This is a genomic window from Desulfarculaceae bacterium, from assembly GCA_020444545.1.
GTDB lineage: Bacteria > Desulfobacterota > Desulfarculia > Desulfarculales > Desulfarculaceae > Desulfoferula.
This window is the reverse complement of the sequence record JAHLKT010000006.1, coordinates 209,085-223,443: the sequence shown is the minus strand read 5'-3', so window position 1 is coordinate 223,443 and position 14,359 is coordinate 209,085. Positions and strand designations below refer to the sequence as shown.

At 67.2% G+C, this 14,359-nt stretch carries 13 protein-coding genes; 7 read left to right on the top strand and 6 right to left on the bottom strand.

Features of this window, described 5'->3' with window-relative positions; all coding sequences use genetic code 11:
* Positions 1-15: 15 nt before the first annotated feature.
* From meaB to KQH53_17485, 6 genes are all read right to left on the bottom strand, one after another.
* The gene (gene meaB, locus KQH53_17510) at positions 16-981 is read right to left on the bottom strand and encodes a methylmalonyl Co-A mutase-associated GTPase MeaB (GenBank protein MCB2228482.1); all 966 of its coding nucleotides are present in this window, start codon (positions 979-981) and stop codon (positions 16-18) included.
* A gap of 39 nt (positions 982-1,020) precedes the next feature.
* On the bottom strand, positions 1,021-2,169 hold the full coding sequence (locus tag KQH53_17505) for an acyl-CoA dehydrogenase family protein (protein ID MCB2228481.1): 1,149 nt from the start codon (positions 2,167-2,169) through the stop codon (positions 1,021-1,023).
* A gap of 130 nt (positions 2,170-2,299) precedes the next feature.
* The gene (locus KQH53_17500) at positions 2,300-3,091 is read right to left on the bottom strand and encodes an enoyl-CoA hydratase/isomerase family protein (GenBank protein MCB2228480.1); all 792 of its coding nucleotides are present in this window, start codon (positions 3,089-3,091) and stop codon (positions 2,300-2,302) included.
* 26 nt (positions 3,092-3,117) lie between these two features.
* Positions 3,118-4,296: an acetyl-CoA C-acetyltransferase gene (locus tag KQH53_17495; GenBank protein ID MCB2228479.1), complete on the bottom strand. Its 1,179-nt coding sequence runs from the start codon at positions 4,294-4,296 to the stop codon at positions 3,118-3,120.
* Between the two features lie 71 nt (positions 4,297-4,367).
* Positions 4,368-5,546 carry an acetyl-CoA C-acetyltransferase gene (locus tag KQH53_17490; protein MCB2228478.1) on the bottom strand — a complete coding sequence of 393 codons (1,179 nt, stop codon included), beginning with the start codon at positions 5,544-5,546 and terminating at the stop codon, positions 4,368-4,370.
* 62 nt (positions 5,547-5,608) lie between these two features.
* Positions 5,609-6,283 carry a hypothetical protein gene (locus KQH53_17485; GenBank protein ID MCB2228477.1) on the bottom strand — a complete coding sequence of 225 codons (675 nt, stop codon included), beginning with the start codon at positions 6,281-6,283 and terminating at the stop codon, positions 5,609-5,611.
* A gap of 199 nt (positions 6,284-6,482) precedes the next feature.
* On the opposite strand from KQH53_17485, the gene KQH53_17480 reads away from it, so the two are divergent.
* The 7 genes from KQH53_17480 to KQH53_17450 all read left to right on the top strand — a co-directional run bounded on the left by KQH53_17480 (position 6,483) and on the right by KQH53_17450 (position 14,330).
* Positions 6,483-7,223 (top strand): UPF0280 family protein, encoded by a 741-nt coding sequence (locus KQH53_17480; protein MCB2228476.1) that lies wholly within the window; start codon positions 6,483-6,485, stop codon positions 7,221-7,223.
* Positions 7,220-7,702 (top strand): metallophosphatase family protein, encoded by a 483-nt coding sequence (locus KQH53_17475; GenBank protein ID MCB2228475.1) that lies wholly within the window; start codon positions 7,220-7,222, stop codon positions 7,700-7,702. The genes KQH53_17480 and KQH53_17475 overlap by 4 nt, the downstream gene beginning before the upstream one ends.
* 3 nt (positions 7,703-7,705) lie before the next feature.
* Positions 7,706-8,191 (top strand): HIT domain-containing protein, encoded by a 486-nt coding sequence (locus KQH53_17470; protein ID MCB2228474.1) that lies wholly within the window; start codon positions 7,706-7,708, stop codon positions 8,189-8,191.
* 11 nt (positions 8,192-8,202) lie between these two features.
* The gene (locus KQH53_17465; protein MCB2228473.1) at positions 8,203-8,649 is read left to right on the top strand and encodes a LapA family protein; all 447 of its coding nucleotides are present in this window, start codon (positions 8,203-8,205) and stop codon (positions 8,647-8,649) included.
* Positions 8,650-8,652: 3 nt separating this feature from the next.
* Entirely contained in the window at positions 8,653-9,867 is a 1,215-nt protein-coding gene (locus KQH53_17460; GenBank protein ID MCB2228472.1) for a tetratricopeptide repeat protein, read from the top strand.
* 172 nt (positions 9,868-10,039) lie between these two features.
* Complete coding sequence (mutS, locus tag KQH53_17455) at positions 10,040-12,598, top strand: DNA mismatch repair protein MutS (GenBank protein ID MCB2228471.1); 2,559 nt, start codon at positions 10,040-10,042, stop codon at positions 12,596-12,598.
* Positions 12,585-14,330: an N-acetylmuramoyl-L-alanine amidase gene (locus tag KQH53_17450; GenBank protein MCB2228470.1), complete on the top strand. Its 1,746-nt coding sequence runs from the start codon at positions 12,585-12,587 to the stop codon at positions 14,328-14,330. The genes mutS and KQH53_17450 overlap by 14 nt, the downstream gene beginning before the upstream one ends.
* Positions 14,331-14,359 lie beyond the last annotated feature (29 nt).

Below are 14,359 nucleotides of genomic sequence, written 5' to 3'. Positions count from 1 at the left end.
CTCCCGCCCGCTGGGCTACTCGCCCAGGGCCTTGTTAATCACCTCGTCGCTAACCGAGTAAGGGTCTTCGCCGCCGCTCATGACCCGCTCCACCAAGGGGGCCATGCCATCGCCCGCTTCCAGGCGGGCCACCAGCCGCTCCATGATGCCGCTCTGGATCAGGTCCAAGAGCTCGCGCCTAAGGCCCTCGCGGCGGCGGGCCTTCAAGAGCTTGCCCCCGTCGGCGGCCAGCACCTTCTCGTGCCCGTCCAAGGCGTCTATCAGCTCGGGCAGGCCCCGGCCGTCCAGGGCACTGGTGGTCAGCACCGGCGGCTCCCAACCGGCCCGGCGCTCATGCCCGCCGCTCAGGGCCAGCATGTTCCTGAGCTCCTGCACGGTGCGCCCCACCCCGTCGCGGTCCATCTTGTTGACCACGAAGATGTCGCCAGCCTCCAGGATGCCCGCCTTGATGGCCTGGATGTCGTCGCCCAGGCCGGGCACGGTGACGATCACCGTGGTGTCGGCCATGCGCACGATCTCCACCTCGTCCTGGCCCACGCCCACGGTCTCCACCAGGATCACGTCGCGGCCCATGGCCTCCATGACCGTGACCACGCCCCGGGCCGAGGCGGTCAGCCCGCCGAAGTGGCCCCGGGTGGCCAGGGAGCGGATGAACACTCCCTCGTCGGTGGCATGGCGCTGCATGCGGATGCGGTCGCCCAATATGGCCCCGCCCGAAAAGGGGCTGGTGGGGTCCACCGCCACCACGCCCACGGTGAGGCCCGCCGCGCGGAAGCGCTCCACCAGGACATCGGTGAGGGTTGACTTGCCCACCCCCGGCGAGCCGGTGAGCCCGATGATGCGGGAGTGGCCCGCATGGGGATAGAGCAAGGCCAGCACCTCGCGCCAGCCCGGCTCGCCGTCGTCGATGTCGCGCATCAGCCGGGCGATGGCCCGGATGTCACCGGCCAGGACTTTGTCTGCTCTCTCTTGGGCTGTCATGAATCCGGCCGGGGCCGTCTCCTCTCCTTGGCTTGCGCCCTACTTCTTTTTCAGCAGGTTGCGGGCGATGACCAGGCGCATGATCTCGTTGGTTCCCTCGTAGATCTGGGTGATCTTGGCATCGCGCATGTGGCGCTCCATGGGGTACTCCTTGCAGTACCCGTAGCCGCCCAGGATCTGCACGCCCTCGATGGCCGCGTTCATGGCCGCGTCGGAGGCGAACATCTTGGCCATGGCCGAGTTCTTCTCAAAGTGCATGTGCTGGTCTTCCATCCAGGCGGCCTTGAGCAAGAGAAGCTCCGCCGCCTCCAGGGCCGCGGCCATGTCGGCCAGCTTCCACTGGATGGCCTGGAAGGCCGATATGGGCCGGCCAAACTGCTCGCGCTCGCCGGCGTACTGGATGGCCTCTTCCAACACCGCCTTGCCGATGCCCAGAGCCTGGGAGCCGATGCCGATGCGGCCGCTGTCCAGGGTGGTGAGCATTTGCTTGAGGCCGCCGCCCTCCTGGCCCAGCAGGTTCTCCTTGGGTATGCGCGCGTCCTCGAAGACCAGCTCCGAGGTGCCGCTGGCGCAGATGCCCAGCTTGTCCTCCACCCGGCCCACGGAGAAGCCCTTGGTGTTCTCCAGGTCCACCACGAAGGAGCTGATGCCTTTGGCCCCGGCGGCCCTGTCGGTCACCGCCGCGATCACGGCATAAGAGGCCACGTTGCCGTTGGTGATGAACTTTTTCTCGCCGTTGATCACCCACTCGTTGCCGTCCAAAACGGCGGTGGTGCGCATGGAGGCCGGGTCGGAGCCCGCGCCCGCCTCGGTGAGGCCGTAGCAGCCGATCTTGGCGCCGGAGGCCACCGGGGTGAGGAAGGCCTTTTTCTGCTCCTCGTTGCCGAAGGTCATCACCGGGAAGCAGTAGAGCGAGTTGTTCACGCTCATGATCACGCCCACGCTGGCGTCGCCCCGGCTTATCTCGCTCAGGGCCAGGACGTAGGACACGTAGTCCATGCCCGCGCCGCCGTACTCCTCGGGCACCGCGATGCCCATGAAGCCCAGCTCGCCCAGGGCCTGGCAGGCCTCGGCTGGGTGCTGGTGGGACTGGTCAAACTCCGCCGCCTTGGGCTTCAGGTCCTCGTCGGCGATCCGGGCCGCCGTGTCCTTGACCATCTGTTGTTCTTCGGTCAAAGCGAAATTCATGGCTTACACCTCGAAAGAAAAAAATGCCGCGCGGACGCCCGCCGCCCGAGGCGGTGGCGTTTGGTTATTAGGGGTTATCTTATACGACAACGGCCCCGAAGGCGTTATGAGCCTTCGGGGCCGTGCGCAATTACTTGTCCAGTCCGCCCTTGAAATCGGGCTTGCGCTTCTCCAGGAAGGCGCCCATGCCCTCGGCCTGATCCGGGCTGGCGAAGCAGGTGGCGAAGCACTCCGCCTCCATGGGGATGGCCCGCTCCAGGGACATGTCGTAGCCCTGGTTGATCAGCTCCTTGATGGCCCGGGTGGCCACCCGGCCCTTGGCCGCGATGCCTTGGGCGGTCTTCATGGCCGCGGCCATGAGCTCCTCGCCGGGGAACACGCGGTTGACCAGGCCGATCTCCTTGGCCTCGGCCGCGCTAATGATGGCGCCGGTGAGGCACAGCTCCATGGCCCAGTTCTTGCCCACCAGGCGGCTGAGCCGCTGGGTGCCGCCAAAGCCGGGGATGATGCCCAGGTTGATCTCGGGCTGGCCGAACTTGGCGTTGTCCGCCGCGTAGATGAAGTCGCAGGCCATGGCGATCTCGCAGCCGCCGCCCAGCGCGAAGCCGTTCACCGCCGCGATCACCGGCTTGGCCATGTTCTCCAGGTCGAAGAGCACCTTCTGGCCGGCGCGGGAAAAGGCCCGGCCTTCCAGGGGGGTCATCTTGCTCATGGCCGCGATGTCGGCCCCGGCCACGAAGGCCTTATCGCCTGCGCCGGTGAGGACCACCACGCGCAGGTCGTCATCGGCCATCACCGCTTTCATGGCGTGGTCGATCTCGGCCACCACCTGGGGGCTCAGGGCGTTCATGGCCTTGGGACGGTTGATGGTGACCACGGCCACCGGGCCCTGGGTCTCGAACAGGATCATTTCATAGTCCATTGTGCTTTCCCCTCTCGCTTTGGGCCTTAGCGCTCCAGCACCAGGGCCGCGCCCTGGCCGCCGCCGATGCACAGGGTAGCCAGGCCCTGCTTGGCGTCGCGCTTGATCATTTCATACAGCAGGGTGATCAGGATGCGGCAGCCCGAGGCGCCGATGGGATGGCCCAGGGCGATGGCTCCGCCGTTGACGTTGACGATCTCGGGGTCGAAGCCCAGCTCCTTGATGACCGCCAGGGCCTGGGTGGCAAAGGCCTCATTGGCCTCGATCAGGTCCAGGTCGCCCACCTTGCCGTCATACTTGGCCAGGGCCGCCTTGGTGGCCGCGATGGGCCCGATGCCCATGTAAGCCGGGTCCACGCCGCCCCAGCCGTAGCTCTTGATGGTGGCCATGACCTTGAGACCCTCGGCCTCGGCCGCGTCGCGGGTGGTCACCAGCACGCAGGCCGCGCCGTCGTTGATGCCCGAGGCGTTGCCCGCGGTCACGGTGCCGTCCTTCTTGAAGGCGGCCGGCAGCTTGGCCATGGCCTCCAGGCTGGCCCCGAAGCGCGGATGCTCGTCGGTGTCGGCCACCTTGGGGTCGCCCTTGCGCTGCGGGATGATCACCGGAACGATCTCCTCCTTGAAGCGCCCGGAGGTGATCGCCGCCTCGGCCCGGTTCTGGCTGGTCACGGCCAGCTTGTCCTGGTCCTCGCGGGTGATGTCGAACTTCTCGGCCACGTTCTCGGCGGTGATGCCCATGTGGTACTTGTTGAAGATGTCGAACAGGCCGTCGTGGACCATGGAGTCCACCACCTTGCCGTCGCCCATGCGCATGCCCCAGCGGGCCTTGGGCAGCAGGTAGGGAGCCTGGGTCATGTTCTCGGTGCCGCCGGCCAGCACCATGCGGCTGTCGCCGCACTTGACCGCCTGGGCCGCCAGCATCACGCTCTTGAGCCCCGAGGCGCAGACCTTGTTGATGGTGAAGGCGTTGGACTCCACCGGCATCCCCGCGTGCACCTGCACCTGGCGGGCCACGTTCTGGCCCAGCCCCGCGCCCAGCACGTTGCCCAGGATGACCTCGTCCACCGCCGAGGGATCCACCCCGGCGCGCTCCAGGGTGGCCTTGGCCGCGATCACGCCCAGGTCCACCGCCGAAACGTCCGTGTACATACCGCCGAAACGGCCCACCGCGGTGCGTGCCGCGCCTACGATAACTACTTCTTTCATGATTGCTCCTCTGCCGATCTCCGGTTGTATTGGTGTTATGAAATATTAATCCGCGCCTCTGTCGCGGCGCGCTAGATGTTCTCCAAAATGAGGCTCACCGCCTCGCCGCCGCCCAGGCACAGGCTGGCCATGCCCGTGGCAGCGCCGGTGTCCTTCATGGCGTAGATCAGGGTGGTCAAGACCCGGGCCCCCGAGGCGCCGATGGGATGCCCGATGGACAGGGCCCCGCCGTAGATGTTGATGCGCTCCGGGTCCAGGCCCAGCTCGCGCTGCACCGCGATGGAGCTGGAGGCGAAGGCCTCGTTGACCTCCATGAGCTCGATGTCGGTGGGCGCGATGCCCTGCTTGGCCGCCACCTTGGGGATGGACCAGATGGGGGCTACAAGCACGTACTTGGGATCGATGCCCGCCGCGCCCTGGGCCCCCACCTTGACCATGGGGGAGCAGCCCAGCTCCTTGGCCCGCTCCGCGCTCATCACCACCACCGCCGCCGCCCCGTCGTTGAGGCTGGAGGCGTTGCCCGCGGTGACCGTGCCGTCTTTTTTGAAAACCGTTTTGAGCGAGCTCAGCTTGTCCAGGTCCGGGGCCATGAGCCCCTCGTCCCGCTTGACCACCTTGGGCTCGCCTTTGCGCTGAGGTATCTCCACGGGCACGATCTGGGCGTCGAAGCGGCCCTCTTCGGCGGACTTGAGGCTCTTCTCGTAGGACTCGAAGGCGAACAAATCCTGGTCCATACGGCTGACCCCGTACTTCTCGGCGCAGAGTTCGGCGCTCATGCCCATGTGGAAATCATTGATATGGTCCCACAGGCCGTCATGCACCATGGAGTCGATGGCCTTGCCGTCGCCCATGCGCATGCCGGTGCGCGCCTTGGGCAGCAGGTAGGGCGCATTGGACATGCTCTCCATGCCCCCGGCCACCACCACGTCCGCATCTCCGCAGGCCACGGCCTGGGCGGCCAGCATCACCGCCTTGAGCCCCGAGCCGCAGACCTTGTTCACGGTGATGCAGCCGACTTCGTAAGGCAGCCCGGCCATGAGCGTGGCCTGGCGGGCCGGGTTCTGGCCCAGACCGGCGGGCAACACGCAGCCCATGATCACCTCGTCCACCGCCTGCTGGTCGATGCCCGCCCGCTTGATGGCCTCGTTGATGGCCACCACGCCGAGCTGATTGGCGCTCAGGCTGGAAAGCCCGCCCAGGAAAGACCCCACCGCCGTGCGGCAGGCGCTGACGATAACTACTTCGCGCATGAGCAAACTATTCTCCTCTCCGGCGGCCGCTGTGGCCCCGGATGTCCTCTCTCCGCTTGCAATTACTCTTCCGCCGGCGCGCCGGGCCCCTCTTCCCGGCGGCGGGCGGTGAAAATCGGCGTACTGATCACCCGGCGCACCCGGGACAGGGACACCAGGCCGCTCTCGCCCAGCTCGTCCCCGCTGGCTTCCAGGAACAGGGTGCCCTCGCGCAGATAGAGCTGGCGGGGGGCCACGGTCAGGCGTTTCTCGCCATGGCCCTGCTCCAAAACCAGCACCACCTGCCACTCGCCCCGGATGGCTTCCTCCAGGGCCGTGAGCACCTCGGAGTCGCAGCCGAAGCCGTCGGCCACCACCACCCCGTCCACTGCCTCGTCGAACCAATCCCTTACCCCGTCGGGCAGCTGGCGCACCAGGGTGCGCAGGCCGGCCACCGCGCCCATGGCCAGGGAGAAGTCGCTCAGGCGGGTAAGCTCGCGAACCGCCAGGATCAGGGCGAACAGCTCGGCCAAACTCATGCCCTGGACGTTGAAGGTAGTCTCCTTGTCCAGGACGAAGCCCCCCCGGCCACGGGAATAGTGGAACCCGAAGCCCATGGCCAACAAAGTGTCACGGTCTTTGTAAAATTGTCGGCGGGATATCTGCAGCCGAGCGCACATCTCGTCGGGGCTGCGACGGGGATGAGCCTTGATATCGCAGATAATGTCCATGAGCCGGGCCAAGCGGCGGCTGTTCATGCCCCTCCTTTCGCCCTAATCCTCCTCTACTTAGCCGACAATAGAGAACAAGTCAAGAAAGGCCGACCGAGCGCTCGGGACCAATTCGCACCCCGGGTTCAGCCAAGCGGGCCCCTTATCCGCTTTCGTTGACACGCGCAAGGGGCTGGTCTATAAGAAGGAACCGCCCGCGCGGCGCGGCGGGTGGAGGGTGGTGGGCTTGCCTCAATTCCAAGAAAGAATCTACCGGGTTAAATGCGGGGGCCGTTCTCTGGCCTCTTTCACCGCCCGGGTCAAGGAAACCGACCTTTGGATCACCGCCTCGCGCGACCTGACCCAGGAGGCGGTGGAGGCCATCATGGCGGTGCGCCGGGGCCTGGAGCGCTATCTGCTGGAAAACCCCGAAGCGCTCACTTCCCTGGAGCCCCTGCCACCGGACCCCACCGCCCCGCCGGTGATGCAGGCCATGCTGGCCGCGGGCCGGGCCGCGGGCACCGGGCCCATGGCCGCCGTGGCCGGAGCCATCGCCCAGGAAGTGGGCCGCCGTTTGGGCGAGCTCTCGGACGAGGTGCTGGTGGAGAACGGCGGCGACGTTTTTCTGGGCGCCGCACGCCACATCACCGTGGGCCTGGAGGCGGGCGACTCGCCCATCTCCGGCCGCCTGGGCATAAAGATCGCAGCCGATGACATGCCCCTGTGCCTGGGCACCAGCTCGGGCACGGTGGGGCACTCGCTCTCCCTGGGCAAGGCCGACGCGGCCACGGTAAAGGCCAAGGACGGGGCCCTGGCCGACGCGGCAGCCACCGCCCTGGGCAACCGGGTCAAAAGCGTCCGTGACCTGGAGAGCGCCCTGGACTGGGTTTCCGGCGTGCCGGGGGTGCTGGGCGCGCTCATCGTCATCGGCTCCAAGCTGGCCGCCTGGGGTGAGCTGGAACTGGCCCCCCTGGGAGACGCGGCATGAAGCGCATCGGGGTGATATCCGACACCCACCTCACCGGCTATGACCCGGAAGTGGCCCGCCGCACCGCCGAGGCCTTCGCCGGGGTGGAGATGATCCTGCACGCTGGCGACATCACCGATCCCGCGGTCCTGGATGCCTGGGACGGGGTGGAGGTGGTGGCCGTAGCGGGCAACATGGACGGCCCGGCCATCCGGGCCAACCTGCCCATCAAGCGGGTGGTCGGCGTCGGCGGCTTCAAGATCGGCTTGATCCACGGCTGGGGCTCGCCCATGGGCCTGCCCGGCCGGGTGCTGAACGAATTCACCGGGGTGGACGCGGTGGTCTTCGGACATTCTCACCGCCCCACCAACCTGGTAAAGCAAGGTATACTGTTATTTAACCCAGGATCTTATGCCAAGGGCTTCCTGGGTAGCGGCACGGTGGGCATCCTGGAATTAGACCAGGAGATCACCGGCCACGTGCTAAAGTTAGGGGAGTAGCTGATGGAAAACCTGTGGGCCCCTTGGCGCATGACCTACATTTTGGATGAGGACAAACCCGAGGGCTGCATCTTCTGCCTGGCCGGCGACGGCAAGGGCGCCGACGATTTGGTGCTCGGCGTGGGCGAGCATAGCCTGGTGATGATGAACAAGTACCCCTACAACAACGGCCACCTCCTGGTGGCTCCCCGGCGGCACCTGCCCGGCCTGGACCAGCTGAGCCCCGAGGAAATGGCCGACCTGTTGGCCACGGTGCGCCTGAGCGTGCAGGCCCTTAGGGAAATCATGCATCCCGAGGGCTTCAACGTGGGCCTGAATCTGGGCCGGGTGGCCGGGGCGGGCATCGAGGAGCACATGCACTTCCATGTGGTTCCCCGCTGGGGCGGCGACACCAACTTCATGACCGTCTTCGGCGAGGTGCGGGTGATCCCCGAGCACATCCGCGCCACTTACGAGAATCTGCGCCCCTATTTCGCCGATCTAAAATAGAAAGGCCGACCATGGGCTATATCAAGGTGATCATACTCTCGGCGGTGGTGGCTCTGGCCATCATCTTCATGATCCAGAACATCACCCCGCTGAGCCATCCCCTGGGCATCCGCTTGAACCTTTTGTTCGTCAAGTGGGAGTCCACGCCCTACCCCACCTACCTGGTAATCCTCTTGGCCTTCTTCGTGGGGCTCTTGGCCGCCAGCCTGGTGGGCATCAGCGAGCGCTTCCGCCTGCGCCGCCAGGTCAAGGCCCAGGTCAAGAAGACCGAGGAGCTTCGGCGCGAGCTGAACAGCCTGAGGAACCTGCCGGTGACCGGCGAGGGGATGGTGGCCGGCACCGGGGGCATAACCCCCACCGACGATTTCAGCGCCAACGAGGCCAAGGCCGAGAGCGAACTGCCCGCCCTGGAGCAGGCCGAGGAGCCAGGGGCGGCTCCGGACAAGGACAAGCGTTAGATCATGTCTACGGTGCTATTCACCTGGCAGGGCTACAGCCTGACCACGGCCCATCTGGTGGCCGGCGTCGCCCTGCTGATCATAGGCTGGCTCGTCGGCTGGCTGGCCGGGCGCTCGGGCAAGGCCCAGGCCGCGGCCCAGTCCTCCGAGCGGGGCCCGGGGCGCAGCGCCAGCGACGACGCCTTTATGCGGGGCATCAGCCACCTCATGGCCGACCACACCGACCAGGCCATCGAGGAGTTCACCAAGGCGGTGACCCTGAACTCGGACACGGTGGAGACCTACGTGGTCCTGGGCAACCTGTTTCGGCAAAAGGGCGAGATCGAGCGGGCGGTGCGCATCCGCCAGAGCATCATCGCCCGGCCCAACCTTGATGCCAAGTCCCACCTCCAGGCGGTCTACGACCTGGGCCTGGACTACAAGAAAGGCGGCTTGTTCAACCGCGCGGCCGAGGCCTTTGACGAGGTCTTGAAGAATGACCAGCGCCACATCGAGGCCGCCCGCCAGATCGCCACCCTCTACGAGGAGATGCGCGACTGGGAGGGCGCCTTCGAGGCCCGCAAGCGCCTGGACCGCCTGACCAAGAGCGACAGCCGCCCGGTGTTGGCCCATTACAAGACCGAACAGGGCAAGGAGTTGATGGTCTCAGGCCAGCTGGACCGGGCCGAAGACGCCTTCAGCCAGGCCATCAACGTGGACAAGAACTGCCTGGACGCCTATCTGCACCTGGGCGATTTGGAGCTGGCCCGGGGGCGGGCCCGCAAGGCCCTGGGGGTGTGGAAGAAGGCGGTCAAGCTTTCGCCCCAGTACGCCCACCTGGTGATCATGCGGGTGAACTCGGCCGAGGAGGAGCTGGGCGAAAAGGCGGCCGAGGGCTTCTTCGGGGAGATTGACCCGGCCAGCGCCGAGGTGCCCACCCTCATGGCCCTGGCCCAGCACTATGCCCAACACCAGGACCAGGACAAGGCCCTGGAGGTGGTGGACATGGCCGTGGAGCGGGCGCCCCATCTGCTCGACGCCCACCGCCTGCGCGGCCGCATCCTCTTGGCCGACGGCGACCGGGGCCGGGCCCTGGAGGCCTATGCCCAGCTGCTGGACGAGATCGAGGGCGACCAGGCGCGCTACCAGTGCAGCCAGTGCGGCTTCGTCTCGCACCAGCTCACCTGGAAATGCCCCCGCTGCCACCGCTGGGACAGCATGTTGCCCCGGGTCCGCTAGGGGGCTCCTGGCGTAAGGCCTTTATTTCTGCTATGTTAGTGGACAGCAGGAACCCTGAAACCCTCTTAGGAGTGGTGCCTCGCCAACCATGAGCCGCGCCGTGCAGCCCGATTCCGCTCAAGGCCCCAGCCGTTCCAATTCCGCCTCGCCCAGTCCCGCCCGGGACACCCCCATGCTGCGCCAATTTTTCGAGCTCAAGGAGCAGGTGCCTGACTGCATTCTGTTCTTCCGCATGGGCGACTTCTACGAGATGTTCTTTGACGACGCCATCGTCGCCTCCAAGGTGCTCTCCATCGCCCTGACCAGCCGGGACAAGGGTCACCCCGATCCCATCCCCATGTGCGGGGTGCCCTACCGCGCGGTGGACGCCTACCTGGCCAAGATGGTGGAAGCGGGCCACAAGGTGGCGGTGTGCGACCAGGTGGAGGACCCCAAGCAGGCCAAGGGGCTGGTCAAGCGTGAGATCACCCGGGTGGTGAGCCCGGGCATGTTCATCGACCCCAACCACCTGCCCGCCAGGGAGCACCGCTATTTGGCCGCCCTGTTCCTGGGCCGCGAGCGCCTGGGCCTGGCCTGCCTGGATCTGGCCTCTGGCGAGTTCATGGCCACCACCCTCTTGCCCGGCCCGGCCCTGGCCGACGAGCTGGCCCGCTTGGAGCCCGCCGAGCTGGTGATCGCCGAGAGCCAGGCGGCCCACCCTGGCCTGGGCGACCTGGGCCCCGGCGCGGCCGAGTTGCCCCGCAGCCTGGCCACAGGCCGCCCGCCCACCCCCGGCCAGGCCCGCCAGCTCTTGGAGGCCCGCCTGCCCGAGGAGGCGGAGGAAGAGGACTGGGAGCCGGCGCTCATCGCGGCGGCCTTGGCCTGGTCCGCGGTCTTGAGCACCCAGCGCACCAGCCCGGAGCACATCGAACCGCTGGGCCTCTACCGGGTGCAGACCCACCTGGTCCTGGACGCCACGGCCCAGCGCAACCTGGAGCTTTACCGCGCCATCGCGGGCGGCGGGCGCACGGGCTCGCTCTTGAACGCGGTGGACATGACTGCAACGCCCATGGGCGGACGCCTGCTCAAGCAATGGCTGGGTTTCCCCCTGCGCTCTTTAGAAGCCATCGAGGCGCGCCACCAGGCGGTGGAGGAGCTGGTGGGCGATCCCCTGCTCCTGGACGCCTTGCAAGAGGCCCTGCGCGAGCTGCCCGACCTGCCCCGTCTGGTGGGCCGGGCCAGCCTGGGCCAGGCCACCCCGCGCGACCTGGCTTCCCTGCGCGACGCCCTGTTGGCCCTGCCCGGCCTGCGCGCCCTGTTGGAGCCCATGCAGTCGGCCCTGGTGGCCGCGCGCTTGGGCCAGATGGGCGGCCTGGGTCCCCTGGCCCAGCGCCTCTACGACTGGCTGAGCGAAAGCCCTCCCGCCTCCCTGGCCGAAGGCGGGGTCATCGCCCAGGGCGTGAGCGAGGAGCTGGACGAGCTCAGGCAATTGCGCGGCGCGGGCAAGGACTGGATCGCGGCCCTGCAAGCCGAGCTCCGGGCCGACACCGGCATCCCCTCGCTCAAGGTGAGCTTCAACAAGGTTTTCGGCTATTACATCGAAGTGACCCGGACCCATCTGGACAAGGTGCCCGAGAGCTTCATCCGCAAGCAGACCCTGGCCAACGCGGAGCGCTACATCACCCCGGCCCTCAAGGACAAGGAAGCCGCCGTGCTGGGGGCCGAGGAAAAGGCCCTGGAGCTGGAAAAGACCCTGTTCGAAGAGCTGCGCGGAGCCGTGGCCGAACAAGGCCCCCGCCTGGTGGCCGCCGCCCGGGCCGTGGCCGAGGTGGACGTGCTGGCCGGGCTGGCCCGCCTGGCGCTCAGCCGCGACTACGTGCGCCCGGTGATGAGCAAGGACGGCCCCTTAAGCATCAGCGCGGGCCGCCATCCGGTGGTGGAGCAGATGCTTCCCGAGGGCGAGTTCGTGCCCAACGACGTTTACCTGGACGACGATGAACAGCAGGTCCTGATCATCACCGGCCCCAACATGGCCGGCAAGTCCACCATCCTCCGCCAGGTGGCATTGATTTCCCTGCTGGCCCAGGCCGGGTCCTTCGTGCCCGCCAACGAAGCTCACTTGCCGCTCATCGACCGCGTGTTCACCCGGGTGGGGGCCATGGACGACCTGGCGGGCGGACGCTCCACCTTCATGGTGGAGATGACCGAGACCAGCCAGATATTGGCCGCGGCCACCCCGCGCTCCCTGGTGATCCTGGACGAGGTGGGCCGGGGCACCTCCACCTTTGACGGCCTGTCCCTGGCCTGGGCCGTGGCCGAGCATCTGCACGATCTGGACGGGGTGGGGGTCAAGACGCTGTTCGCCACCCACTACCACGAGCTCACCGAGCTGGCCGCCACCCACCCCCGGGCAAAGAATTTCAACGTGGCGGTCAAGGAGTACCAAGGCTCCATCGTGTTTTTGCGCCGTCTGGCCCCGGGCGGAGTCAGCCGCTCCTATGGCCTGGCCGTGGCCCGTCTGGCCGGGCTGCCCGAGCCGGTGCTGGCCCGGGCGCGGGAGGTGCTGGCCCGTCTGGAACAAGAAGGCCCGCCCGCCCCCTCCCCGGACCAGAGCGCGGGCGGCGGCCAGCTGGCCCTGTTCGCGCCGGAGCGGCACCCGCTCATCAGCAAGCTGGCCGAGCTGGACCTAAGCGCCCTAACCCCCTTGCAGGCCCTGAACCTGCTCAGCGAGTGGCAGGATGAACTGGACTAGGCTGAGCATAATCGCCTTGGCTGTGGCCCTGCTTGCCGCCTTGGCGGGCGGCGCGGCCCTGGCCCAGGACGAGAAGGCGGTCTACAACCAAGCGCGGGCCGACTACCACTGGCTGATCAAGCACCCCAAGGCCCAGTCGGTGTATCAGAACTGGCAGAGCCTGGCCGACCGCTTCTCGCGGGTCTACACCGCCTCGCCCAACGGACCCTTCGCGGCGGGCGCCCTGTTGTGGATGGGCCGGGTGCATGGCCAGGCCTGGCGGCGCTTCAAGCGCCAGGACGACTTCGACCGGGCGGTTGACCTGTTCAAGCGCCTGGTGAACCACTTCCCGGACTCGCGCCTGGCAGACGACGCCCAGACCATGCTGGCCGGGCTCTACGAGGAAGCGGGCCAGCCCAAGCAGGCCTATCTGGAATACCTCCGGGTGACGGTGAACTACCCCCGGGGCGACATGTCCCCCCGGGCCAAGGCGCGCCTGGACGCCCTTGAGGAACGCCTGGCCGCGGGCCAGCGCGACCAGGGCAAGAAGGCCCCAGCCCCCGCCCCGGCAGTCAAGCCGGTCAAGACCCCTAGCGCCAAACCGGCCCAGAAGCCGGGCGAAAAGGCCCTGGCCACGGTGAAAGGCCTGCGTCACTGGTCCACGCCCAGCTACACCCGCGTAGTCATCGGCCTGGAGCGGCCGGTGCCTTACAACTCGGCCCTCTTGAAGCGCGACCCGGACCACAACAAGCCGCGGCGGCTGTACTTGGACCTCAAAGGCGCGCGCCTGCCCTCGGGCTTCGACGACCGCATGCCCATCGGCGACGGCCTCTTGAAAGCCGCGCGGGCCGGGCAATACAGCCCGGACACGGTACGCCTGGTCCTGGACATCAAGCACCTGGCCACCTACAAGGTCTTCACCCTGGAAAACCCCTTCCGCGTGGTGATCGACTGCTTCGGCGAGCAGGCCAAGGCCAGGGCCCAGAAGCGCCAGAACGCAAGGGAACGGCGGGTGCCCCGGGGCCGCGCCCATGAGACCCCGCCCGATCTGAGCCTGGCCAAGGCCTTAGGGCTGGGGGTCAAGCGGGTGGTCTTAGACCCTGGCCACGGCGGCAAGGACACCGGCGCCCTGTACAAGGGCATGAAGGAAAAGGATCTGACCCTGGACCTGTCTAAACGGGTGGCCGCCAAGCTCAGGAAGATGATGGGCGTGCAGGTGCTCTTGACCCGCGACCGCGACGAGTACCTGGCTCTGGAGGAGCGCACCGCCTTTGCCAACACCCGCGACGCGGACCTATTCGTTTCCATCCACGTGAACGCGGCGGCCAGCCACCGCCTCAACGGCATGGAAACCTACTTCCTCAACCTGGCCTCGGATGAAGAATCCATGCGGGTGGCCGCGCGGGAGAACGCCACCACCACCCGCTCCATCAGCGACTTGCAGATGATCCTCAACGACCTGATGCTCAACTCCAAGATCAACGAGTCCAACCGCCTGGCCCGCTCGGTGCACGGCGACATGCTGGCCAAGGCGCGCAGCAAGGCCAAGATTCAAGACCTCAAGGTAAAGCAGGCGCCGTTCTATGTGCTCATCGGCGCGCGGATGCCCTCCATCCTGGTGGAGGTGGGCTTCCTCACCAACCCCAAAGAGCACCGCCTGCTGGCCAAAAAGTCCTACCGCGACGTGGTGGCCCAGGGCATCGCCGAAGGCATCGTGGGCTACGCCAAGGACCTCAAGCGGGCCGGCAACTAACCCCACCAAAAGAAACGCCGCCCTTAAAG

Excerpts from the sequence above, each read along its gene's own strand:
- meaB (MCB2228482.1), bottom strand. The coding sequence starts at position 981 with ATGACAGCCCAAGAGAGAGCAGACAAAGTCCTGGCCGGTGACATCCGG.
- KQH53_17505 (MCB2228481.1), bottom strand. The coding sequence starts at position 2,169 with ATGAATTTCGCTTTGACCGAAGAACAACAGATGGTCAAGGACACGGCG.
- KQH53_17500 (MCB2228480.1), bottom strand. The coding sequence starts at position 3,091 with ATGGACTATGAAATGATCCTGTTCGAGACCCAGGGCCCGGTGGCCGTG.
- KQH53_17495 (MCB2228479.1), bottom strand. The coding sequence starts at position 4,296 with ATGAAAGAAGTAGTTATCGTAGGCGCGGCACGCACCGCGGTGGGCCGT.
- KQH53_17490 (MCB2228478.1), bottom strand. The coding sequence starts at position 5,546 with ATGCGCGAAGTAGTTATCGTCAGCGCCTGCCGCACGGCGGTGGGGTCT.
- KQH53_17485 (MCB2228477.1), bottom strand. The coding sequence starts at position 6,283 with ATGAACAGCCGCCGCTTGGCCCGGCTCATGGACATTATCTGCGATATC.
- KQH53_17475 (MCB2228475.1), top strand. The coding sequence starts at position 7,220 with ATGAAGCGCATCGGGGTGATATCCGACACCCACCTCACCGGCTATGAC.
- KQH53_17470 (MCB2228474.1), top strand. The coding sequence starts at position 7,706 with ATGGAAAACCTGTGGGCCCCTTGGCGCATGACCTACATTTTGGATGAG.
- KQH53_17465 (MCB2228473.1), top strand. The coding sequence starts at position 8,203 with ATGGGCTATATCAAGGTGATCATACTCTCGGCGGTGGTGGCTCTGGCC.
- KQH53_17460 (MCB2228472.1), top strand. The coding sequence starts at position 8,653 with ATGTCTACGGTGCTATTCACCTGGCAGGGCTACAGCCTGACCACGGCC.
- mutS (MCB2228471.1), top strand. The coding sequence starts at position 10,040 with ATGCTGCGCCAATTTTTCGAGCTCAAGGAGCAGGTGCCTGACTGCATT.
- KQH53_17450 (MCB2228470.1), top strand. The coding sequence starts at position 12,585 with ATGAACTGGACTAGGCTGAGCATAATCGCCTTGGCTGTGGCCCTGCTT.